At 57.2% G+C, this 24,071-nt stretch carries 20 protein-coding genes and 2 tRNA genes; 1 reads left to right on the top strand and 21 read right to left on the bottom strand.

The features are described 5' to 3' along the window. Positions 1–53 precede the first annotated feature (53 nt). From FZF01_RS17970 to ercA, 3 genes are all read right to left on the bottom strand, one after another. Positions 54–2,747 carry an insulinase family protein gene (locus tag FZF01_RS17970; RefSeq protein WP_188434416.1) on the bottom strand — a complete coding sequence of 898 codons (2,694 nt, stop codon included), beginning with the start codon at positions 2,745–2,747 and terminating at the stop codon, positions 54–56. A gap of 109 nt (positions 2,748–2,856) precedes the next feature. Next, positions 2,857–4,614, bottom strand: coding sequence for a PAS domain-containing hybrid sensor histidine kinase/response regulator (locus tag FZF01_RS17965; RefSeq protein WP_150277082.1), 1,758 nt, complete (start codon positions 4,612–4,614; stop codon positions 2,857–2,859). Further along, entirely contained in the window at positions 4,598–5,761 is a 1,164-nt protein-coding gene (ercA, locus tag FZF01_RS17960) for an alcohol dehydrogenase-like regulatory protein ErcA (RefSeq protein WP_150277083.1), read from the bottom strand. Before ercA ends, FZF01_RS17965 begins: the two co-directional genes overlap by 17 nt. 215 nt (positions 5,762–5,976) lie before the next feature. Between ercA and FZF01_RS17955 the strand changes: the two genes are divergently transcribed. Continuing rightward, entirely contained in the window at positions 5,977–8,130 is a 2,154-nt protein-coding gene (locus FZF01_RS17955; protein ID WP_150277084.1) for a NosR/NirI family protein, read from the top strand. A 241-nt stretch (positions 8,131–8,371) separates the two neighbouring features. On the opposite strand, the gene FZF01_RS17950 is transcribed toward FZF01_RS17955, so the two are convergent. The 18 genes from FZF01_RS17950 to FZF01_RS17865 form a co-directional block, all read right to left on the bottom strand. Beyond that, positions 8,372–10,276, bottom strand: coding sequence for a S9 family peptidase (locus FZF01_RS17950; protein ID WP_150277085.1), 1,905 nt, complete (start codon positions 10,274–10,276; stop codon positions 8,372–8,374). Next, positions 10,242–11,402, bottom strand: a complete 1,161-nt coding sequence (pqqE, locus tag FZF01_RS17945) for a pyrroloquinoline quinone biosynthesis protein PqqE (RefSeq protein ID WP_150277086.1) — start codon at positions 11,400–11,402, stop codon at positions 10,242–10,244. Before pqqE ends, FZF01_RS17950 begins: the two co-directional genes overlap by 35 nt. After that, entirely contained in the window at positions 11,374–11,652 is a 279-nt protein-coding gene (pqqD, locus tag FZF01_RS17940) for a pyrroloquinoline quinone biosynthesis peptide chaperone PqqD (RefSeq protein ID WP_150277087.1), read from the bottom strand. The genes pqqE and pqqD overlap by 29 nt, the downstream gene beginning before the upstream one ends. Beyond that, positions 11,649–12,386: a pyrroloquinoline-quinone synthase PqqC gene (gene pqqC, locus FZF01_RS17935; protein WP_150277133.1), complete on the bottom strand. Its 738-nt coding sequence runs from the start codon at positions 12,384–12,386 to the stop codon at positions 11,649–11,651. The genes pqqD and pqqC overlap by 4 nt, the downstream gene beginning before the upstream one ends. A 25-nt stretch (positions 12,387–12,411) precedes the next feature. After that, entirely contained in the window at positions 12,412–13,323 is a 912-nt protein-coding gene (gene pqqB, locus FZF01_RS17930) for a pyrroloquinoline quinone biosynthesis protein PqqB (protein WP_150277088.1), read from the bottom strand. 69 nt (positions 13,324–13,392) lie between these two features. Further along, the gene (gene pqqA / locus FZF01_RS17925) at positions 13,393–13,464 is read right to left on the bottom strand and encodes a pyrroloquinoline quinone precursor peptide PqqA (protein ID WP_081941331.1); all 72 of its coding nucleotides are present in this window, start codon (positions 13,462–13,464) and stop codon (positions 13,393–13,395) included. A gap of 254 nt (positions 13,465–13,718) precedes the next feature. Next, a complete protein-coding gene (gene exaC, locus FZF01_RS17920; RefSeq protein WP_150277089.1) occupies positions 13,719–15,239 on the bottom strand; it encodes an acetaldehyde dehydrogenase ExaC in 1,521 nt (506 codons plus the stop codon). Positions 15,240–15,580: 341 nt separating this feature from the next. Further along, on the bottom strand, positions 15,581–15,925 hold the full coding sequence (locus FZF01_RS17915) for a YggL family protein (RefSeq protein ID WP_150277090.1): 345 nt from the start codon (positions 15,923–15,925) through the stop codon (positions 15,581–15,583). Between the two features lie 158 nt (positions 15,926–16,083). After that, a tRNA-Pro gene (locus FZF01_RS17910) sits at positions 16,084–16,160 on the bottom strand. 88 nt (positions 16,161–16,248) lie between these two features. Beyond that, positions 16,249–16,608: a MerR family transcriptional regulator gene (locus FZF01_RS17905; protein ID WP_022964137.1), complete on the bottom strand. Its 360-nt coding sequence runs from the start codon at positions 16,606–16,608 to the stop codon at positions 16,249–16,251. Continuing rightward, the gene (gene ihfA / locus FZF01_RS17900; protein ID WP_036992243.1) at positions 16,589–16,891 is read right to left on the bottom strand and encodes an integration host factor subunit alpha; all 303 of its coding nucleotides are present in this window, start codon (positions 16,889–16,891) and stop codon (positions 16,589–16,591) included. Before ihfA ends, FZF01_RS17905 begins: the two co-directional genes overlap by 20 nt. A 3-nt stretch (positions 16,892–16,894) precedes the next feature. Then, positions 16,895–19,276, bottom strand: coding sequence for a phenylalanine--tRNA ligase subunit beta (gene pheT / locus FZF01_RS17895; protein ID WP_150277091.1), 2,382 nt, complete (start codon positions 19,274–19,276; stop codon positions 16,895–16,897). A gap of 40 nt (positions 19,277–19,316) precedes the next feature. After that, positions 19,317–20,321 (bottom strand): phenylalanine--tRNA ligase subunit alpha, encoded by a 1,005-nt coding sequence (pheS, locus tag FZF01_RS17890; protein WP_150277092.1) that lies wholly within the window; start codon positions 20,319–20,321, stop codon positions 19,317–19,319. A gap of 104 nt (positions 20,322–20,425) precedes the next feature. Next, positions 20,426–20,782 (bottom strand): 50S ribosomal protein L20, encoded by a 357-nt coding sequence (gene rplT, locus FZF01_RS17885; RefSeq protein WP_150277093.1) that lies wholly within the window; start codon positions 20,780–20,782, stop codon positions 20,426–20,428. A 22-nt stretch (positions 20,783–20,804) separates the two neighbouring features. Further along, positions 20,805–21,005, bottom strand: coding sequence for a 50S ribosomal protein L35 (gene rpmI, locus FZF01_RS17880; protein WP_022964142.1), 201 nt, complete (start codon positions 21,003–21,005; stop codon positions 20,805–20,807). Between the two features lie 61 nt (positions 21,006–21,066). Beyond that, positions 21,067–21,618 carry a translation initiation factor IF-3 gene (gene infC, locus FZF01_RS17875; RefSeq protein ID WP_188434448.1) on the bottom strand — a complete coding sequence of 184 codons (552 nt, stop codon included), beginning with the start codon at positions 21,616–21,618 and terminating at the stop codon, positions 21,067–21,069. Continuing rightward, the gene (gene thrS, locus FZF01_RS17870) at positions 21,615–23,540 is read right to left on the bottom strand and encodes a threonine--tRNA ligase (protein ID WP_150277095.1); all 1,926 of its coding nucleotides are present in this window, start codon (positions 23,538–23,540) and stop codon (positions 21,615–21,617) included. Before thrS ends, infC begins: the two co-directional genes overlap by 4 nt. A 181-nt stretch (positions 23,541–23,721) precedes the next feature. After that, positions 23,722–23,798 (bottom strand) — tRNA-Val (locus tag FZF01_RS17865). Positions 23,799–24,071 lie beyond the last annotated feature (273 nt).

Genomic DNA, 24,071 nt, shown 5'->3' with positions numbered 1-24,071 from the left:
CGGGCCAGGCCCTATTGTGCCTGGGGAGCAAAACCGGTGCGCTTTGGTTGTGCCTATAAAGCGCCGGTACTACTGTGCTTTTGCAGGTGTACCTGGTGCGCTACCTTGGTATTGGTTTCGCTGGCCAGACGCAGGCGCAACGCTCTCTCCCAGAGTTGCGACTGAACGACCTGCCATTGCTCCGCTCGCATACCTCGCAATACTTCACACTCCGCCTCAAGACTCTGGCCTTCACGCCCGAGCAGTGTGCTCCAGCACTCTTCAAACATGCGGTCAGCGGCGCTTTGCTGAGCCTGGAGGGCCTGTGCCAGGCGCTCAGCCTGGGCCTTTATGAGGGCAAAAGGCATAGCCGCTACCAGCTCTTGCTGCTCGAGGAGAAACTCGTCCACTGCGCGGGTTATCTGCTTGTGGTCATGACTGGGAGATTGGACCAGAAACAATAACCCAGGTACTCCCGAAATCGGATGATAGCGAGCTACAACCCAGTAACCCAGTTGCTGTCTGGTTCGCAGATCGTCAAAGAAGGGGCTGGCCAGCAGTTGCTGCAGAAGCCGCCAGCCAGCGCGCTCAAGCACACCACCACTGGGCGCCTGACAGTACAGCAACTGGCATCTATCCGGGGCCAGCACGGGAATAGAGAGTGACTCGATACCTGCTTGCAATACTCTGGGACGAGGTTCAGCCCAGCCAAAGCTCCGCTTCAGGCCCGGAAACCCTGATGCCATGAGGTAGCCGTCGAGCGTGCTCGCATGCAGGCCAGAGGGTTTCAGCCAGAGCAGTTGTGCCTGCTCGCTTAGATGGCGCCACACATTCAATGCCGTTGTCGCAGTCATCTGATCATCCAGACTGAAGCCACACTCTGCAGCGTCGGCAAGCAGCCATGCATCCAGCTCCGACAGGCAGCGATAGGCCGGCAGTTGCGCAGCCTGCTCCGCCTGCCAGCAGTAAAGTCGATGACAGGCAAGGTCCAGCAAGCCGGGCGCAGGGGGCTGTGTGATAGCACCGATTACGCTACGCAGAATGCCTGGCACAGAGCTATCCGTCCCATCTGCCAGGCCTGATAGCGTCAGGCTGAGCACGCCAGCGTCCTGCTGCCAGGCGATCCTGACGCCTGACAGTTCTGCGCGGCGCGCAATGGGCTCGATCTGCAAAGCCCAGCACGATTGCAGCAAATACCGCTGCGCCCGGGTGCTCTGCCCCATAGGCCAACACCAGGCCAGACGTGTTTGTACCTGCTGCCCTGAGTGTTCGGTGTGGCCGTCTCGAGCAGGCAAGTCGTGCTGCCGAAACCCCGGCAATTGCGTAATACAGACTATCGGGTTGTTGCTGCCCATCGCACAGTCGAAATCGGGCCCCTGGTCAGATTGTAATGGCGCTTTCAGAACCGGCGCACGCCATGTCAGTTCACTAAGCGTATAACCGGTGCCGGTCCATGGTGTTCTCTCAGTCCATGTGGCATTGCGGCGCGGCTGTACAAGCAGCAGTCTGGTCGGCTGCAGCTGGTCCAGCAGGCGCCGCCAACGCTGGGCATTGACGGGTTGCCGGTTTGCCGTTGGTTCAAGCAGATGGTCAACCGGTAAGCGCATCAACCGGTGTGCAAGATCCTTGAGCCACTCGACCGGGTCACCCTGGCGCCCCCGGGCAAAGGCCTGATCCAGCAGGCAGGTTCTGGCTGCAAACGGCCAGCATTGCGGGTCCACCTCCAGCAGCCAGTTCAGCCAGCTCTGCCATGCATCCAGCAATTGCTGGTAATTCTCCAGCTTGAGTAGTGGTTCAAGTTCGACGTAGAGCAACGCCTGGTTGTCCGCCATCACCTCAATCCGGACATGCAGTTCGGCAATCAGGCCACACTCACGCAGCCAACCCAGGGCACCCGCGGGACCAGGACTGGCGATCCACTCACACAACCACGCGCCACTGCTGTCGTGCTCCAGCCAGTCGAGTCCGGTCAGCGGATAGACCAATTGCCATCTGGGCGACCCCTGTGCTGTCTCACGCTGAAGGCGGCAGGGCAATCTTTTGGGGTCAAATAACGGCGGTCGACAACGTTTCGGTCGCCCGCCCGGTATTTGCCGGTCTGCAAATGCAATGGCCAAACTGAGTAACGCTGCGGGCGTTTGCTTGGCATGAAGCACCAGAAGCATGTCTGCCGCGCGATAATACTGCTGATGAAAGCCCCGCAAGTGCTGCACCAGATCAGCGTCAGTGCCGGTGAGGCTTACTGCGTTTCCGGCGCTGAAACGGCTCATCGGGTGTGCCGGATCAAGAGCTGCAGCCATGGCTGCCTGCTGATGCAAGGCATCATCTGCCAAACGCGTATGAAATTCCGCGTCTATGACCTGACGCTCGGTACCCACCAGGGAGGGTTCAAACAACGGTGCGCAGAGCATGTCGCCCAGCTGCTCAATACAGGGTGATAGCCCATCGGGGCCAACGCTGAAAAAGAAGCGGGTAATTTGTGCCGCGGTGCTGGCATTGAAACGGCCCGCATAGCGATTCACAAGTGCGGGGAAAGAGCCGGGATGCGGATAACCCTCGGAGCCCATGAACAACATGTGTTCCAGCAGATGGGCCAAGCCGGAATGGCCGCCTAGCTCGTCTTCACTGCCCACGTCTACCTGGGCTACACAGGTTGCAAGACTGGCCTCAGGGTCGCTGATCAGCAGGCAGCGCAAACCATTGGCATGCTGATAAAGCCGATAATCACGACCATCGCGGGGAGTGGCAGCCAGAGGAATACAATGCACTGAGCGCTCCTGGGCGGATCTTGGCAGCCCAGAGTAACCCCGCAAGCCGGGCTTTTATTCCCAAATGCCACCAAAGTAGTAATGAGTGACACTAAAGCACTAGGTGCGGTTACTCCTTGAGCATCTGCCCGAGCATCGCGCGTAGCTTGGCTGCCTTCAATGGCTTGCCAAGCACCGGAATACCCAGCTCACGGAGGGTCTGCTGACAGTGCTCACTGCGATCGGCTGTGATCATGATCGCCGGTACCACCTGCTGCCAATGCTCGCGCAAGCTACTTACCGCGTCGCAGCCGTTGCGGCCCTCATCCAGGTGATAGTCGACCAGAACCGCATCCGGGACGGATCCGCCAAGTTGTTCCAGCGCGGCTTCATGGTGAACCGCCACCCGCACATTGGCGCCCCACTGTTCCAGCAGGTCGCGCATGCTATCGAGAATGATCTGTTCATTATCTATTACCAGCAAAAGCCGTCCCTGCAGCGGTGCAACAAGCTGCTCCAGAACCCTGGCGGAGGGCAGCGGCGCGGCTGGCGCCATGGTAGCCAACGGGACACTGACCGAAAATACCGAACCCCGGCCAACTCTGGAGCGCACCGTCACGCCGGCCTCCAGAAGCGTGGCGATACGTTCGACAATCGCTAGCCCCAACCCCACGCCTTTGCGCTTTCCCTGCAGGTCTGACTGCGGAAGATTTGCCGACTGGGAGAGCTGATTGAACTCCTTGAAAATCGCGCGAAACTGCTCGACAGGTATGCCGCGCCCGGTATCCCAGACCTGTATTTCCAACCGACCGCCCTGCCTGCGAGCCCCGATCAGCACCCCTCCCCGATCCGTATAACGGATGGCATTACTCAGGAGGTTACGCAAAATCCGGCTGAACAGCCGGTAATCGGTATGCACCGCGCAGTCCGAGGGATGCATGCGCAAGCGGATGCCATTGAGGTCGGCCAACCCCTGAAACTCGGCAACCAGCGGCTCGATCAACTCCGCAAGACTATAGTTGCCGAGCTCCGGCTTGACGTTGCTCTGATCCAGACGGGCGATATCGAGCAGGTCGGTGAGCATGTCCTCGGCGCTTTCCAGCGCGCAATGGGAACGCTCGACCAGTTGCGCCTCGTCTGCCGGCAATGTCCGCTCACGCAGGGTCGACATCAACAAACGCGCTGCATTCATCGGTTGGAGCAGGTCGTGACTGGCCGCAGCGAGGTAACGATCCTTGCTCGTATTGGCCTGCTCAGCGGCATCCCTGGCTTCGCGCAGCGCCCGTTGAACCCTCTCACGCTCGATAATCTGGTGGCGTAAATCCGTATTCAACGCTTCCAGTTCCTGAGTGCGCGCCTGCACTCGCCGCTCCAGATCCTCGTTCAGCCGCTGCATGCTTGCCTGGGCGTTCTTGCGCTCGGTGATGTCGGCGACAAACCCCTCGACCACAGGCCCCTGCGCATCGGGGCGAAGCAGCATATTGATGCGTACATCCAGGTGCCGTCCATCGGCGCGAACCAGGCGCGTTTCGTATCCGGCCAGCTCACCCTGGCTCAACAACGCGCGGGTGATGGCCTGGAGCTCCTGGTCGCCATCAACAAAAACAGCTGCCCAACCCTTGTCGTGGCCAGCAATCACGGCTTGTGCATCGGGATAGCCGAGCATGCGGGCCAGGGCCCGGTTGACCGACAGAAATCCCTGGTCGAGCCCCGCCTGAAAGATACCGTGAAGCGCATTCTCGAACAGCCATTTGTAGCGATTGCGCTCGGCTTCCAGGTCCTCCAGTCGCGCCAGCAATTCGGGATAATAACTCTTGCGCGACGACTGGGAGCCCAGCCCCAGCAACCCCGTCAGTACTTCCCGGCGTGGGTCAGAGGGCTTCTGCATACACAACCTCGACGTCCTTGAGGCTGGACTCACGGGGATTGGTCAGGATGCAGGGGTCATGCATTGCGTGCATTGATAACATGGGAAGATCCGACATGCTGACGCCATGCATGGCCAGGCTCTGCTCGAAGCCCACAGCCTTCTTCAGATCGATCAGGTGTTGTACCAGCCGTTGCCGGATCTGTGGCGTTGTGAGGCCGCGAGTATCGATACCCAGGGTTTGAGCCACGACCTTGAATCGGTCGGGTGCCGAGGCATAGTTGAATGCGACCACGTGCTCGACCAGGATGGCATTACACAGTCCGTGGGGCAAATCGAGAAACCCCCCGAGACTGTGCGACATTGCATGCACTGCGCCAAGGATCGCGTTGGAAAATGCCAGTCCGGCCTGCAAGCTGCCAAGCATGATCTTTTCGCGCAGGGCAATATCCTGGGGGCTCTGGATCATCGCCACCAGATTGCCATTGATCAGACGCATGGCTTCCAGGGCGTGGGCGTCCGTCATCGGACCACTGCCGGTTGATACGAATGCCTCAATCGCATGAACCAGTGCATCGACTCCGGTACAGGCGGACAGAAACGGGTCCATGGTCGAGGTGGTTTCCGGATCGATCAGCGACACATCCGGGACCACGGCCTTACTGATGATGGAAAACTTTACCTTCTCCTGCTGGTTGGAAATGATCACGAACTGCGACACGTCGGCCGAGGTTCCGGCCGTGGTCGGCACCATGATCAGCGGCGGGATGGGCGCGCGTATGGTGTCGACGCCCTCGAAGGTGAGAATGTGCCGATCATGCGCCACCACGATGCCGATTGCCTTGGCACAATCCATGGGGCTGCCGCCGCCTACGGCAACAATCACGTTGCAACCGGCGGCTCGATACACCTCGGCGCCGAGCATGATCTCTTCGACACGTGGATTGGCGGATACCTGGGTGAAGAGCACGTAATCAATACTCTGCTCCTGCAGGCTCTGCTCGACATCCGCGAGCCACCCGGCAGCCTGTACGCCAGGATCGGAGACCAGCAAGACCTTTTTAGCGCCAAAGGTGGAGGCGTAGTTGGCGACGGTCTTGCGCGCGCCGGCACCAAAGATAATCTCCGGCGTAACGAACTTGCGTAACTGACTTATATCGTAGGACATGGCGATTCGACTGGCTTGTTATTGTGGGGCAAGAGTACCTGATTAACCGCCGCACCATAAGCATATTGCCCTTGAATCGGCCTCTTCCTACCCATCTGGAAGCCGCTTGGCAGGCGTACTAAGACCTAAGTATCTGCCGGGTTACCTGCAAGTCGCATGGTCGTCAAACGCCCTGCCCCGCAACATTGAAAAAAACCATAAATCCGGGATCAGCCATGCAAGCGCATTCAGTTCTGTCAGTTGCTCTGCGGGCAGCGTGTCTGCTTTGGCTCTTTTTCAGCCAGACACTCTACGCATCAGTTGATAACAGCGAGATTCAGGCACTGTTTCCCAAAGCCACGCGTATCGAACCAAAACAGGACAACCCTCCTGTCTACAGTGTCTATCAACTGGATGACTTGCTTGGCTACGCTTTCGAGTCCCAGGACTATTCAAGTCTCCAGGGCTTTTCAGGCAAGCCGATTCGTCTGCTTATCGGGCTGGAGCCACAGGGCATTCTGGTTGGCGTAAAAGTGCTCGAGCATCATGAGCCGGTATTTCTGCATGGCCTCGGGGAGCAGGCACTCTTTGACTTCGTCGAGCAATACCGCCAGCAGGACATCCGTACGCCGATCGTGGTTGGCGGCCGCCAGGCCACAACAGTGGATGGTACCTCCATCACTCAATTCGACGGAGTAAGCAAGGCCACTGTATCGGTGGTGATTCTGAACGAGACAGTACTGGTCTCAGCGTTAAGCGTCGCTCGCCAATTGCTCGACGACTTTGCCGGCAGCCCGCTGGCCACCCCACGATCTGATCTTTTCGAACCCCTGGATTGGCAACAGCTACTGGATCGGAGTTACCTGCAGCACTGGGAAATTTCACAGGCTGAGGTGGAACAGTCCCTCAATCAGCACATCGCCTATTTTCCCGACCTGGATATTGAAAGCCCCGAGCAACCTTTCAGCGAGTTGTACTTCGCCTACCTGAACACCCCCAACACCGGCCGCAACCTGCTTGGTGAAGCTGGTTTCGCACGCCTTACCAGCGAACTGAAAGCAAACGAACAGGCATTGCTGGTGATTTCCAGTGGGCTATACCCCCATGTCCCCGACGACTTCATTCCCGCCAGCGCGCCGAGCCGCCTGGTGCTGACGCAAAATGACAAGGCGATCGAACTGCACGATATGAACTACAACAACGGCGACATCCTGGGATCGCTGAATACGCCCATCAGCGAAGGTGTAGCCCATATTTTCCGGATCAAACCCCATGCCGGTTTCAACCCGGCAGAACCGGCCAGCCTGCAGTTGAATGTCAGTCTAAGGCGCAATCCGCTGGTTGAGAGCAGCGCACCCTTCACCCATCCCCTAACGCTGGATTCCACGCTATTCGATATCCAGGCTGCGCCTGCCGTACACAAACCAGTGCCTGTCTGGTTGCGCATGTGGCAGGAACGCGGCTGGCAGGTCGGGTTAACGCTGCTGGCTTTGGTCCTGTTGAGTATGGTCTTCATGTTCCAGCATCGTATCAGCCGCCACGGCCAGGCCTTTCATGTATTCCGCGCAGGTTTCTTGCTCTTTACCCTGTTATTTCTGGGTTTGTATGCCCAGGGTCAGCTCTCGGTAGTAAATATTTTCACTCTGCTGCTCGCCCTCGGACCTGACTTCGACTTGACCGTATTCCTGATGGATCCGGTGATTTTCATTCTTTGGAGTTTTACCTTCGTCAGCCTCTTCATCTGGGGACGGGGGCTGTTCTGCGGCTGGTTATGCCCATTCGGCGCGCTGCAGGAAATGCTCGGCTGGATCGCCAAAAAGCTAAACATCAAGCAATTGAAAATAGCTGATCCGTTGCATCAGAAACTGCAATGGATCAAATATGTGATTCTTGTCGGTTTGGTGCTAACGGCATTTTTATCATTGACGCTGGCTGAACGCCTTGCCGAGGTTGAGCCCTTCAAAACCAGCATCACCCTGTTCTTCATGCGCAGTTGGCCGTTCGTGCTGTATGCGCTGATATTGCTGGGCATGGGATTGTTTGTGCACAAGTTCTATTGCCGCTACGTCTGCCCCCTCGGCGCAGGCCTGGCAATGCTGGGCAAGTTTCATCTTTTCTCATGGCTCAAACGGATCGACGCCTGCGGCAAGCCTTGCCAGCACTGCAAGAACAGCTGCGAGATCGGCGCAATCAAACGTGATGGCAGCATCGACTACGGCGAGTGCATTCAGTGTCTGGAATGCATTGTCATTCTCAATAATGACAACCAGTGCGTGGCCACCATCAGTGCCGAAAAGCAAGCTCGCAAAGCGCGCAAACGCCTTGAGCAACGGGACATTATTGCGACCGATACGCCCTGGCGAGATGCGGCTACGCCGACCCAGGGCTGAATCCGCCCGTCTACCCTCGAGGGCTTGCCCATGCGTCACAGCCTTACTCAAACAACCGGAAAGCAACAGACTGAGGAAAGAACAGGCATCGGGCTACTTGTCTGGCGCCTGCGTCTTCTGGTGATAATGAACGCCGCAGCGGTGATACCGTTACTGCCGTTACTTCCGCAAGACCAGGTGCATGCCGAGGGGCATCCAACTGTTGCGCAGGCAAAAAGTCAGACAGAGCGCATCTGCACGCTCAACCTGGCAGCCAGCGCTGATAAAATGCCAACTCTTGCTCCAGCACGCTGCACAGTGTTTTTGCCTCGCGAAACCCATGACGTTCCTCTGCAAAGGTAAAGCACTCAACAGGGACGCCATGCGCTCGCAGTGCAGCCACCATGCGCTCGGTTTGCTCCGGTAGAACCACACCATCCTTGAGCCCCTGGAAAAAGATAACGGGTGTGCTGATTTCAACTGCGCGTTCCAGTGGCGAGCGGGCTAAGTAACGTTCGGGCTGACTCTCAGGATCGCCGATCAGCCAGTCGATATAGTCAGCTTCGAACTTGTGAGTATTTGCCCTGAGCCTTAACGGATCGCTGACCCCGTATAAACTGGCCGCTGCACGAAAACGCCCCTCGGCAGCTAGCAGGCTGCACAGAGTGGTGTAGCCCCCGGCACTGGAACCCCGAATAAACACCTTGTCGGGAGCTATATAGCCCTGCTGTACAAGATATTCGATCGCTCCGAACACGTCTTCCACATCGACCACACCCCACTCACCGCGCAGGCGTTGTCGGTAGGCTCGACCAAATCCCACGCTTCCCCGGTAGTTCAGATCGACAACGGCGAAGCCACGCTGCGTCCAGTACTGGATGCGATTATCAAATACCGCATAGGTCGCTGACGTTGGACCACCATGGGTAAAAATAACCAATGGCGGTAATTCTGAGGGGGAGGAATGACGACTATTGTGCGGCGAATAGAAAAAACCGTGAGCGACCTCACCATCTGCGCTGGGGTAGGACACTGATTGCGGCTGCGATATCTCATCTTCTGCCAAGGCGGGCATGATCTGTCGTATGACCTGATGCTCATGTGTCAACAGGTCTATTCGCAGTATGGCAGCGCTGCAGTGCACAGAGCCTGCCACACAGAATAACCATCGACTGTTCGCCACCAGCGCGCGGAAGCGCTGGTACCCGTGCGCCAACCGGCTTTCCTCGGCAGATTCAGCGTGGCGCAGCGCCAGGTGTCCGAGACCCTGTTCCAGCCAGCTGAGCGCCCACAAGCCCCCCGGCAAGCCCAGCACATGCCGCGGATTAAGCTGCCAGGGCGCTGGAGCATGATCGGCATTCCGGGCAGGCAGAGGCTGCAGGGTGTTGTTGTCGAGTACGCGCCAGGGCCGCCAGAAGCCATTCCTGTCGGTCAGGCACACCAGTGTTCCAAGTGCATCGAACTGTGGTTGCTGAAATGCTTCGGGGTGACCTGCTTCAGCCTGACCGCAGGAGCATACAGTGCGTTCCTGGATGCCCCCCTGTTGGTCGAGTACGGCGACCATAAGGCGCGTTCGGGTCCAGGCCAGGTCCGGCCGGTCCCACTCGACCCAGGCCATGCGGGAGCCATCGGGGCTGATACAAGGGCTATTATAGAAATCAGCGCCTTCGGCGACTATGCGGCGCACGCCCTGGGGGCTGATTGACACTAACCGGTGCTCTACAGCAGCGACGCTATGACACTCTTCGATTGCGATGAGATGACCGCGTTGGGAATCATAGACAAGTGCTCCGTACCGGCAATCGGGACGCTTTGTCAGTACCTGACAGTCCAGATCGAGCAAGGATTGGACATAGATCTGTTGATCGTATTCGTTGACAAAAAACAGCTGGCCTCCATGCAGGCAAAGCGCACCACCACCGTATTCATAAACACGGCTGCGGGCGCTGAAGCCATTTGGCGTCAAGCTACGCTGCCCACCCGGGGTCCATTCATGGACCAGATTGCGGCCGTCCTCTGGATGGAATTCAATCCAGAGCAGCCGCTCCTCGTCACAGACCAGATCGGCGTAATCACTTGCCGCTGCGACCGCTTGTGCGGCAGTGAACGAACTGGTCCAGAACCCGGGACGTTCAGCCTTTGCAGATGATTCGCGAGGTTCGCTCATTACGGAATGTCAGCACCTCTATTGGCGGTTGGGGCAACTCGGCCTCAGAGCGAGCAGCCAGTATCTTGTCGTGATGCGGTGATTTACTGCAGACCGGGTCTGCCTGGGTTGCATCTCCTGTAAGCATATACGCCTGACATCGGCAGCCACCAAAATCCTTTTCCTTTTCGTCACAGGAGCGGCAGGGTTCGCTCATCCACTCATACCCACGGAAACGATTGAATCCGAACGAGTCGTACCAGATGTGCGACAAGCTGTGCGCGGTAACGTTGGGAAAACTCACCGGCAATTGCCGAGCACTATGACAGGGTAATGCCGTGCCATCAGGCGTAATGCTCAGAAAGATATTGCCCCACCCATTCATGCAGCCCTTGGGCCGCTCTTCATAATAGTCGGGGGTCACCAGAATCAGTTTGCAGGGGTGATTTTCAGCGGCCAGTTTAAGGCGGTATCGCTGGGTAACGGTTTCAGCATGGTCAAGCTGGGCCTTGGTGGGCAACAGGCCAGCCCGGTTCAGGTGCGCCCAGCCGTAATATTGGCAGGTAGCCAATTCAACGAAATCCGCCTCCAGTGCCAGACAGAGCTCGATAATTTTCTCTATCTCGTCGATGTTGTGCCGATGCGTCACGAAGTTGAGCACCATAGGGTACCCGGCCGCCTTCACGGCGCGCGCCATCGCCAGCTTTTGCTCAAAAGCCTTGCGCGAGCCAGCAAGCAAGTTGTTGATCTCGGCATCGGACGCCTGAAAACTGATCTGGATGTGATCGAGCCCCGCCTGCTTGAACGCGTTTATCTTTTGCTCGGTCAGGCCCATACCCGAGGTTATCAGATTGGTATAGAACCCGAGCTCACGCGCCGCGCCGATCAACTCGACCAGGTCGTCACGCACCAGTGGCTCGCCACCGGAGAACCCGAGTTGCGCTGCACCCAGCGCCCTGGCCTGAGTGAATACGTCTACCCATTGTGCTGTAGTCAGTTCATCCTTGTGATTGGCGAACTCCAGCGGGTTTGAACAATAGGGACATTGCAGCGGACAGCGATAAGTCAGCTCGGCCAGCAGCCACAACGGTGGCCCCTGCTCTGCAACCAGCGGGCTGTCAGCGGACCTGGATCCAGTGTTGTGCATTGGCCACCTCGATAAAGGCGAGGATGTCTTCATCCAGGCCTGGAACATTCGGAAAACGATCGGATAGGCTGTCTATGATGCCTTTGATTTGCCGCTCGCCGTCGATCAGCAACAGCACCTGGGCAGCACTCTCGTTCAATTTGACCATCCCTTCCGGGTACAACAGAACGTGGCTGTTCTGGATTGGCTCCCACTGCAGACGAAATCCGGGACGCAGTACTGGCACCTGGCTTTTCTGAAAGTCGATCACAGTTCTATTCCCCTATGCCAGACAGCTTGTGTTGTAACCGTGTGATAGGGCGCGCGGCCCAGTTCGTAGGCCATGGTCATGGCATCAAGCATGCTCCAGAGGATGTCCAGCTTGAACTGCAGGATATCGAGCATGCGCTGCTGAGCGGTGTGGGTTTGATAATGGCTGAGCGTGATGCGCAAGCCATGCTCGACGTCGCGCCGCGCCTCACTCATGCGTTTACGGAAATACTCATATCCGCGACTGTCTATCCACGGATAATGCGCCGGCCAGCTATCAAGACGTGACTGGTGAATCTGCGGCGCAAACAGCTCGGTCAACGAAGAACTGGCCGCTTCCTGCCAGCTCGCCCTACGGGCAAAATTGACATAGGCATCTACTGCAAAGCGCACGCCCGGCAATACCCGTTCCTGCGACAACAGAATGTCCCGATCCAGGCCTACAGCCTCGCCCAGTCGTAACCAGGCTTCAATACCACCCTGCCCGTCCGCCTCGCCATCATGATCTACAATCCGCTGTATCCATTCGCGACGGGTAGCCGAGTCATTGCAGTTAGCCAGAATCGCCGCATCCTTGAGCGGAATCTTGATCTGGTAGTAGAAGCGATTGGCAACCCAGCCCTGAATCTGCTCGCGGCTGGCGGTGCCGTTATACATGGCTACATGGTAGGGATGATGAATATGGTAATAGGCTCCCTTGGCCCGCAGGGCCTGCTCGAAAGCATCGGCGTTCATTGGTTGGGGCTGCAAGATGGACTCCTTAAAGCGTGATGTGCATGCCGTCAAAAGCGACTTCAATTCCGTGCTGGGTCAGTTCGGCCCGCTCAGGCGAATCCTCATCCAGGATAGGATTGGTATTATTTATGTGGATGAGTACCTTGCGAGAGGCCCGCTGCTCATCGAGCAAGGCAATCATCCCGTCAACGCCGCTCTGCTGTAGATGCCCCATTTCGCTACCCAGCTTGTCGCCCACGCCAGCGAATGCCATTTCGTCATCACGCCACAAGGTGCCGTCCACCAGCAGACAGTGGGCGTCAGCCATCACTGCCCTGACTCGATCATCTGGACGACCCAGACCTGGTGCGTAGAAAAGGACGCCACCGGTATTCAGATCGCGCACCAGTAATCCGATGTTGTCACCAGGATGGGGATTGTTACGATGCGGCGAATAGGGAGGCGCTGCGCTGCGTAACGCAATGGCGGTAAAACGCAAAGCAGGACAAACGGGAATGCTGAACTCTCCAGCCAAAGGGATCGGATTCCATTGCAAGCCCCCATTCCAGTGCGCCAACATCTTGAACAGGGGAAAACCGGTGCTGAGATCCTCATGTACCATGTCGGTACACCACACCTGGTGTGGGCAGCCCTCGCGCAAGGTCAAGAGGCCTGTTACATGATCGATCTGGCTATCCATCAACACAATTGCACCGATTGCGGTATCGCGCACAGCGCGCGCGGGCTGCAGCACCGGAGTGCTTTCCAGCTGAGCACGAATATCCGGCGACGCGTTGCAAAGAATCCAGTTGATACCGTCGTCCGACAAGGCGATAGAAGATTGGGTGCGCGGCTTGGCGTTCAGGGTGCCCTTGCGTACTCCGTCACAGTTATGGCAATTGCAGTTCCACTGCGGAAAACCGCCCCCCGCTGCTGAACCTAGTATCTGAATATGCATGGGTTTTCCTGAGGCTCACCGAATCGGTTTGATCTGAGAAACACCCCGGCAAGCCGGGGTGCCGACTGCTCAACGATTAGCAAAGTACATGGTGACTTCAAAGCCGATACGCAGATCGGTAAAGCTCGGTTTAGTCCACATAGGTCGATCCTCTTGTTTTACGAGTGAGTCATGTCGGTCAATGCCGACAGATTCAGTTAAACACCCGCATTGAACTCCAAGAATGGTACTTTGGAACTAGATTCGGCCCGATTTGGTAGGGCCTGAAAGTGCCTGATCTGGTTACAGTTATCCGCCGGGCATAAAAAAACGCAGCCGAAGCTGCGCAATAATGGAGACCACCCACAGAATACGCCCGCCCGGGGGGAGCAATCCCGGGCGAACGCAACAGGGACCTAGAAGAAGCCCAGTGGATTGGTGTCGTAGCTGACCAGCAGGTTCTTGGTCTGCTGATAACTGTCGAGAATCATCTTGTGCGTTTCCCGTCCGACACCTGACTGCTTGTAGCCGCCAAAAGCCGCATGGGCCGGGTACAGGTGATAGCAGTTAGTCCATACTCGACCAGCCTGGATCGCACGGCCCATGCGATAGGAGCGATTGTTGTCGCGCGTCCAGAGCCCTGCACCAAGGCCGAACTCGCTGTCATTGGCAATCGCCAGTGCTTCGGCTTCGTCCTTGAAGGTGGTGACGCTGACGACCGGACCAAATATCTCTTCCTGGAATATGCGCATCTTGTTGTGACCCTTAAGCAGGGTCGGCTGAATGTAATATCCGTTGTTGATGCTGTCTTCCAACTTTTCTGCATTACCGCCAATCAGGAACTCGGCGCCCTCCTGACGAGCAACCTCCATGTAAGACAGGATCTTGTCGAACTGCTGCTCGGAAGCCTGGGCACCGACCATGGTTTCCGTATCCAGTGGATTACCACGCTTGATGCTCTGGGTGCGTTTGATTGCCAGCGCAATGAATTCGTCGTACATGGATTCCTGGATCAACGCCCGTGATGGACAAGTGCAGACTTCGCCCTGGTTGAAAAACGCCAGGACCAGACCCTCCACAGCCTTACTGATAAATGACTCTTCCGCCTGCATGATGTCGGCAAAGAAGATGTTGGGAGACTTGCCACCGAGCTCAACCGTGCAAGGAATAATATTTTCCGCAGCAGCGTGCATGATGTGCCTGCCAACCGGTGTGGAGCCAGTGAAGGCGATCTTGGCGATGCGCTTGCTCGTAGCCAGTGCTTCGCCTGCTTCACGTCCGTAGCCGTTGACCACGTTAAGAACGCCCGGCGGCAACAGGTCACCGATGATCTCCATCAGTACCAGGATACCCAGCGGCGTCTGTTCCGCCGGCTTGAGCACGATGCAATTACCCGCGGCCAGCGCTGGCGCGAGCTTCCAGGCAGCCATCAGCAGTGGGAAGTTCCAGGGAATGATTTGACCCACGACGCCAAGCGGTTCATGGAAATGATAAGCGGTGGTGTGCTCATCAATCTCCGCCAGCGTTCCTTCCTGGGCGCGAATACAACCAGCGAAGTAGCGGAAATGATCCGCTGCGAGCGGGATGTCGGCGTTCAATGTTTCGCGAACGGCCTTGCCGTTGTCCCAGGTCTCGGTAACAGCAAGCTTTTCGAGATTCTGTTCAATGCGGTCAGCTATCTGCAGAAGAATATTGCCACGAGCCTGCACCGAGGTTTTGCCCCAGGCTACCTTGGCTGCGTGAGCGGCATCCAGAGCCTTTTCGATATCTTCGCCAGTGGAACGGGGAATCTCGCATATAACGCCACCCGTCACAGGCGAGAGGTTGGTGAAGTACTGCCCTTTGACTGGCGCGACAAATTCACCATTGATGAAGTTGCCATAACGCTCTTTGAAAGAAACGACAGAGCCCTGAGCTCCGGGATTTGCATAAATCATGATTGTTATCCTCTGCACGTTGCCTGGCTCCTCACGAGCCAAGTCTTGAAACGATACTAGTTACAGCAGAGGGTCCCCGGGTATGCCTCCTTGGCAGGGTGGGGTTCGTTATTTAGTACTACTAGCACCAAAATGAGTTCAAGCGGATCAGCAACAGCCAACTCTGGGGCCAAAAACAATACGCATAAAAAAGCCCAGTCATTTCTGACTGGGCTTTTTCATCAATATCCATCGGGACGGGCGTCGCAACGACGACTGAGCGTTACCACGCAGCGACAGAAGCTGGCCATGGTAGCCTGATTCTACTTCTGAACCCCGTCAGGTATGGAGCGATTACCACTTCAGGCCGAAGCAGTAATTGCCGTGTCTGGATACCAGGCATCCACCAGCGGACTGACTTCCACTTTGCTCAGTTCGCTACGGCCTTTGAGCCAGCTCTCTACCGCTGCACGCTGTTCTTCGCTGACAGAGCCCCGCTCGGCCAGGCAGACCAGGCCGAAATCTTCACCGCCAACATAGTTCAGGCCGTTGGCTTCCAGAGCCTGCAGAATGAACTGATCGAGGAAGCTATCGATCTCTTCAACACCAAGGTCATCCTTCAGATCCAGGTTCAGCTCGAATCCCAGTTCCTGAAACTCATCAACACAGAGCTTTTTGCGCAAACGACGCGAACGGGTGGTAGCCATGGAAAATTCCTCTTTGGATGATTTAAGCAGGGAGAATAACAAGCTTGAAGGTCGGTCAGATTACAAGATACAGGGCAAACAGTTTGCCGGGAGTCGCCCTTCAGCTCCCAGAAATGAAAAAGCCCAATGCGTCAACATTGGGCTAAATCACTGAATATTGGTCGGGACGGAGTGATTCGAACACTCGACCCCTTGCACCCCATGCAAGTGCGCTACCAGGCTGCGCTACGCCCCGACTGTGCTTCGACTTTGTCTGTCGAAGCGGGTCGCATAATACATTAACTATCTGATACGAGAAAGTTTTTTTTCATTATGCGGGTAAATCAATGGGTCCGCAGAACCTGCAGCACTTCTTCCAGTTCGGTGATGGTCTGGCGGATCAATTGCTTGTAATGGGTGACGTCTTCCTTTGCTTCATCACCGGACAGACGCTGACGGGCGCCGCCAATAGTGAAGCCCTGATCGTAAAGCAGTGCACGGATCTGACGGATCATAAGCACGTCCTGACGCTGGTAGTAGCGACGGTTGCCGCGGCGCTTGACCGGCGACAGTTGTGGGAATTCCTGCTCCCAGTAACGCAATACGTGCGGCTTGACCGCACACAGCTCACTCACTTCGCCGATGGTGAAGTAACGCTTGCCGGGTATGACTGGTAGTTCGTCGTTATGGCTGGGTTCCAGCATATGCTTCTACTCGTGCCTTGAGTTTCTGTCCGGGGCGAAAGGTGACCACACGCCGGGCGGTAATAGGAATTTCTTCACCGGTCTTGGGGTTGCGGCCTGGCCGCTGGCGCTTGTCGCGCAGGTCAAAATTGCCGAATCCCGACAGTTTGACCTGCTCGTTGCTTTCCAGGGCGTTCCGAATCTCTTCGAAAAACAGTTCTACCAGTTCCTTGGCTTCACGCTTGTTGAAGCCAAGTTCCTCGTAGAGACGTTCCGCCATTTCTGCTTTTGTCAGAGCCCCCATAGGCTATTTCCTTAGTGTGGCATTGAACCTTTGCTCCAGAGACGTAAGCACTTTGTCCATGACAGCGTTCACCTCATCATCAGTAAGAGTGCGTGACGAATGCTGTAACGTCAAGCCGATTGCCAGACTTTTTCTATGCGGATCAATACCTTTACCTTCATAGACGTCAAACAACCTGAGGTTCTTCAATGCTTCGCCCGCATTGCTTTGAATGTCGGCAAGCAGATCTGCGGCCACCATTGTCTTGTCGACGACCAGAGCGATGTCCCGACGAACTTCAGGGAAACGGGACAACTCAGCGAAACGCGGCAGGCGCCCCTTGATGATTTTGCCTAGAGCCAGTTCGAATACGAACACGGCACCTTGCAGATCCAGCTCGGTGGCCAGTTGTGGATGCAACGCACCCAGCCAGCCAACTGTGTGTCCGTCGCGGGTGATACGCGCGGTCTGACCCGGATGCAAAGCAGGGTGCTCTGCGGGCTCGAAGCGGTACTGATCACCCGCACCGCCCTGCCCCAGCAACGCCTCTACATCGCCCTTCACATCATGGAAGTCGAGCTTGTCGCTACTGTTGGCCCAGCCTTCGGGTGCACGGCTGCCCGTGGCGATACCGGACAGCATCGGTTCCTGCAGCAGTTGGCCATCGGCCTGGGGCACGAAGCGCAGACCGCTTTCGAACAGGCGGACGCGGCCCTGCTGACGGTTCTGGTTGTACTGCACGGCCTTGCTCAGACCTGGCCACAAGGACGTGCGCATAACAGCCATGTCGCTGGAGATCGGATTAGCCAGGGCCAGGGGCTCGATCTGCGGGTCGAACAGTTTGTTCAGACCCGGCTCGACGAAGCTGTAGGTAATGGCTTCATGGTAACCGCGAGCAACCAGCAGGCGACGCAGTACCGGCAGCTCGCCACGGGTTTCCGGCTTGGCAGTCAGGGTCAGCGCTGCGGTGGGCGCACTGACGGGTAGACGGTTGTAGCCATACAGGCGGGCCAGCTCTTCGATCAGGTCGACCTCAATGCTGATGTCGAAGCGGTGGCTGGGTACATTGATCTGCCATTGCTCGGCGCCATCGGCGTTGATCTGCAGTCCGAGGCCTGTGAGGTAGCCGGTAATATCGGCGTCGCTCATCTGCATGCCCAGCATTTGCGTGATGCGCTCGTTACGCAGGGTGATGTGCTTGAGCGTAGGCAACTGCGCCTGCTCAACCGCTTCAACGATCGGACCAGGCTCGCCACCAACGATTTCCAAAATCAGTGCGGTGGCGCGCTCGGCTGCTTCGCGCTGCAGCTGCCAGTCGACGCCACGCTCGAAACGGTGTGAAGAGTCGGTGTGCAAGCTGTAACCGCGGGCTTTGCCGGCGATCGCGATGGTGTCGAAGAACGCGCTTTCCAGGAACAGATCGGTAGTCTTCTCGCTGACGCCGCTATGCTCGCCGCCCATGATGCCGGCCATGGCCAGCGGCCGTTCGTGGTCGGCAATCACCAGGGTGTCGGCACGCAGGGTTATTTCCTGGCCATCAAGCAGTACCAGTTTCTCGCCCTCCTCGGCCATGCGCACACGAATACCGCCGCGGATCTCGGCCAGATCGAATGCGTGTAGCGGCTGACCCAGTTCGAGCATGACGTAGTTAGTGATATCGACCACTGCATCAATGCTGCGGATATCGCTGCGACGCAGGCGCTCGACCATCCACAGGGGCGTCGGGCGGGACAGGTCGACATTGCGAATCACGCGGCCGATATAGCGCGGACACGCCTGGGGCGCGAGCAGCTCGACCGCGCGCTGTTCGTCATTGATTGCGGGCACGGCTGGAACGGTCGGACGGCAGACCTGCTCGCCGTAGTTGGCTGCGACTTCACGGGCCAGGCCGGCGATCGACAGGCAGTCACCGCGGTTGGGAGTCAGGTCGACTTCGATAATAGCGTCGTTCAGACCCAGGTATTCGCGCAGATCCTGGCCTGCGGGTGCATCCGCGGGGAGTTCGTACAGGCCGTCGTGATCGTCGGACAACTGGAGCTCGGCAGCGGAGCACAGCATGCCCTGGGACTCGACGCCGCGCAGCTTGGCTTTCTTGATCTTGAAGTCTTCACCCAGTACCGCGCCAACAGTGGCGAAAGGTACCTTGATGCCGGCACGCGCATTAGGCGCGCCGCAAACAACCTGGTGCTGCTCACCGCCGGCGCTGACCTGGCAGACACGCAGCTTGTCGGCATCGGGGTGTTGTTCGGCGCTGATGATCTCGCCGACTACCACGCCACTGAAGGCCCCGGCGGCGGGCGTGACGCTATCGACTTCCAGACCGGTCATGGACAGGCGCGCTACCAGCTCATCGCTGGAGACCGGCGGATTCACCCAGGTGCGCAACCACTGTTCACTGAATTTCATTGTTGGTTCCTGCTTTCAAAGGGATTGGCGGGTGCGTCGCTTAGCGAAACTGCTCGAGAAAACGCAGATCGTTATCGAAGAAGATGCGCAAATCGCCCACTCCGTAACGCAGCATCGTCAGGCGCTCGACGCCCATGCCGAAGGCAAACCCCTGATATTTTTCCGGATCGATACCGGACATGCGCAGCACATCCGGGTGCACCATGCCGCAGCCCAGCACTTCCAGCCAGTCGGCCTTTTCTTCACCGTTCTTGACCACGGTGCGGCGGATATCCACCTCGGCGGAAGGTTCGGTGAACGGGAAGAACGAGGGACGGAAACGCACTTCCAGGTCAGCTTCGAAGAACTCGCGCAGGAACTGCTCGATGGTGCCTTTCAGATCAGCAAAACTCACGCCCTCGTCGATCAGCAGGCCTTCGACCTGGTGAAACATGGGTGAGTGGGTCTGATCCGAGTCGCAGCGGTAGACACGGCCCGGACAGATGATCCGGATCGGCGGCTGCGTGCTTTCCATGGTACGTACCTGAACCGGTGAGGTGTGGGTGCGTAGCAGGGTGTTAGCGTTGAAGTAGAAGGTGTCGTGCATTGCCCGGGCCGGGTGATGGCCGGGAATGTTGAGTGCTTCGAAGTTGTGATAATCGTCCTCGACTTCAGGACCTTCCTCGACGGTATAACCGACGTGGGCAAAAATCTGTTCAATCCGCTCCATGGTGCGCGTAACGGGATGCAGTCCGCCGCTGACCTGGCCGCGGCCTGGCAGGGTGACGTCAATCCGCTCGGCAGCCAGCTTCTGATCCATGGCTGCTGCTTCCATGCTGCTCTTGCGGGCATTTAGCTCGCTCGAGACCTTCTCCTTGGCTTCATTGACCATGGCGCCTACTTTGGGGCGCTCTTCGTTGGGGATATTGCCCAGGGTCTTCATTACCTGGGTCAGTTCGCCCTTCTTGCCAAGGTATTGCACACGTATCTGTTCCAACGTGCTGACATCATCGGCCTGTTCGATTGCCTTCAGGGCTTGGCCGACCAGGGCGTCAAGATTTTCCATTTACAGACTCCAGAAACAAAAATAGGGGAAGAGCGATGAGGCTCTTCCCCTATTAATGACGTTGCCAACCGGAGCCAGGCTCCGGTGATTGTCGTAACGAGGGCTTAAGCCAAGCTAGCCTTTGCTTTTTCGACAATCGCGGTAAACGCCGCTTTTTCGTTCACAGCCAGATCGGCCAGAACCTTGCGGTCGATTTCGATGGACGCTTTCTTCAAGCCAGCGATCAAACGGCTGTACGACATACCGTTCATACGCGCACCAGCATTGATACGGGCAATCCACAGAGCACGGAACTGACGCTTGCGCTGCTTGCGGTCACGGTAAGCATACTGACCTGCCTTGATGACCGCCTGCTTGGCAACACGGAATACGCGTGAGCGTGCACCGTAGTAGCCTTTGGCGAGTTTCAGAATTTTCTTGTGACGCTTACGCGCCATTACACCACGCTTAACACGAGCCATTCTTTATATCCTCAACCTTGACTTAACGGAGACGCAACATGCGCTCGACTTTTTGCACATCAGCAGGGTGCAACTCGGAAGTACCCCGAAGTTGACGCTTACGCTTAGTGCTCATCTTGGTCAGGATGTGGCTCTTGAAAGCATGCTTGTGCTTGAGACCGTTGCCGGTCGCCTTGAAGCGCTTTGCAGCACCCCTTTTGGTCTTCATCTTTACTTTAGCCATGTTCAATTTCTCCGCATAGAGCGTTAATAGATAACCGCAAGGCCTGGCGATGCCCTGGAGGTTACTTTTTCTTCTTGGGTGCGATGACCATCATCAGCTGACGACCTTCCATTTTCGGATGCTGTTCGACGGTGCCGTATTCCAGCAGGTCTTGTTCGACCCGCTTCAACAACTCCATCCCCAGCTCCTGGTGGGCCATTTCGCGGCCGCGGAATCGCAATGAAACCTTGGCTTTATCCCCATCACTCAGGAAGCGTATAAGGTTACGTAGCTTGACCTTATAGTCCCCGTCTTCCGTCCCTGGTCGAAACTTTATTTCTTTGATCTGAATCTGTTTCTGATTCTTGCGCGCGACGGCCTGCTGTTTCTTCTTTTCGAAGACGTGCTTGCCGTAGTCCATGACTCGGCAAACCGGCGGCTCTGCATCAGGAGAGATCTCAACCAGGTCCATCTTGGCCTCTTCTGCTGCGGCCATGGCTTCCTGAATGGACACGATACCGATTTGTTCACCTTCGGCACCGATCAGGCGGACTTCGCGCGCCGTGATGTTCTCGTTGATCGGCGGGCGTTGTGCGGCTCTTTTGTCTTGTCTCATCTCGCGTTTAATCTTTATAGCTCCGAATTCTGGCGGCCTCGTTGTGCAACGTCACGGGCGAGGTATTCGGAGAACTCGGTAACAGTCATGGAACCCAGATCTTTACCCTCCCGTGTGCGCACGGCCACAGTGTGCGATTCGACTTCCCTATCTCCAATTACCAGGAGGTAAGGTGTCTTGTGCAAAGTATGCTCGCGAATCTTAAAGCCAATTTTCTCGTTTCTCAAGTCCGCAGTGGCCCGATAGCCCATTTCATTGAGACTTTTCTCCACTTCGGAGCAAAAATCGGCCTGATTGTCGGTGATATTGAGAATGGCGGCCTGCGTTGGAGCAAGCCAGGCAGGAAAATCGCCAGCGTAATGTTCGATCAGAATACCGATGAATCGTTCAAAGGAACCCAGGATCGCGCGGTGCAACATGACCGGAGTCTTGCGTGCGCCGTCTTCGGCTACATACTGGGCGCCGAGGCGACCTGGCAGCATGAAGTCCAGCTGCAGAGTTCCGCACTGCCAAACGCGGCCAATGCAGTCCTTTAAAGAAAATTCGATCTTCGGACCGTAGAACGCACCCTCGCCCGGCTGCAGATCCCATTTCAGTCCGGCCTTGTTCAGGGCAGATTCGAGACCCTTTTCAGCCTGATCCCAGAGCGCGTCGTCACCAACCCGGCTTTCCGGACGGGTCGACAGCTTGAGCTCGACGTCGTCGAAGCCGAAGTCCTTGTAGACCTGCAAGGTCAGCGCTATGAAGTCGGACGCTTCGGCCTCGACCTGCTCATCGGTGCAGAAGATGTGCGCATCGTCCTGGGTAAAGCCGCGCACGCGCATCAGGCCATGCAGGGAGCCGGAGGGCTCGTTGCGGTGGCAGGAGCCGAACTCGGCCAGACGCAGCGGCAGCTCGCGGTAGCTCTTCAGGCCCTGATTGAACACCTGTACGTGGCACGGACAGTTCATCGGCTTGATGGCGTAGTCGCGGCTTTCCGACTCGGTGGTGAACATGGCGTGGGAATAATGCTCCCAGTGGCCTGAGCGCTCCCAGAGCACCCGATCAACGACCTGAGGGGTCTTGATCTCTTTGTAGTTGGCACCGCGCTGGATCTGGCGCATGTACTGCTCGAGCACCTGATAGATGGTCCAGCCATCCGGATGCCAGAACACCATGCCCGGGGCTTCTTCCTGAGTATGGAACAGGCCCAGGCGCTTGCCGATCTTGCGGTGATCACGTTTCTCGGCTTCTTCCATACGCTGGATGTAGGCAGCCAACTGCTTCTTGTCGGCCCATGCGGTGCCGTAGATGCGCTGCAGCTGCTCGTTCTTGGCATCGCCACGCCAGTAGGCGCCGGAGATGCGGGTCAGCTGGAAGGCCTTGAGAAAGCGGGTGTTGGGCACGTGCGGACCGCGGCACATGTCGACGTATTCTTCGTGGTAGTACAGGCCCATGCTCTGCTCGTCGGGCATGTCTTCGACCAGACGCAGCTTGTATTCCTCACCACGGGACTCGAACACCTCGATGACCTGGTCACGCGGGGTGACCTTCTTGATCACGTCGTAATCGGTGGCGATCAGCTCACGCATGCGCGCTTCGATGGCGGCCATGTCTTCGGGGGTGAAGGAGCGCTCGTAGGCGATGTCGTAATAGAAACCGTCATCGATTACCGGGCCAATCACCATCTTGGCGGTCGGGTACAGCTGCTTTACAGTATGACCAATCAGGTGAGCGCAGGAGTGGCGGATGATCTCCAGCCCCTCTTCGTCCTTCGGCGTGATGATCTGCAGGGTCGCATCGGTGTCGATGGTGTCGCAGGCGTCTACCTGCTTACCGTTGACCTTACCGGCCAGAGTGGCTTTAGCCAGGCCTGCGCCAATGGATTGCGCGACCTCGAGTACGGTAACGGGGTGATCGAACGATTTCTGACTGCCGTCGGGGAGAGTAATAGTGGGCATGTGCCGCTCCTTCTCAGTGGTGACCCCTACGCAAGGCCACATGATGGAAAAGTCCGTCCGGAATGCCTGATGCTGCAGTTCAGACCAGCTAACGATCGCCGGCGCCCACACGGGCTACTGCACAGGCGCCCCGAAGGGCGCTGAAACAAAAAACCCGGCCACAGGGGCCGGGCTTTTAATTTGGTAGGCACGAGCGGATTCGAACCGCTGACCCCCACCATGTCAAGGTGGTGCTCTAACCAACTGAGCTACGTGCCTGCAATGGCCGCGAACTTTACGCAGCACGCCGAACCTTGTCAAGCGGTAAGTTACTGAATATCTGCAAGTTACCTGAAGGGCGCGGTGCGCGGCTCAGGGCCGGCGGAACGTTTCTGGAGCGGAAGGTCAAAATGGTTTCCCGCGTGCGCGGGAATGACGGGGTATTGGGGCGGGCAGCGGGAGTCTGTCTGATAAATGTTGAGCCGGTCACATAGGTAACACCACAAACCGGCCACATAGGTAACACCTATGTTGGCCGTATTACTCGTCCCC

It is taken from the genome of Halopseudomonas salina (assembly GCF_008641105.1).
Note: the sequence above shows the minus strand (reverse complement) of the source record. Positions and strands in the feature narration are given on the sequence as shown.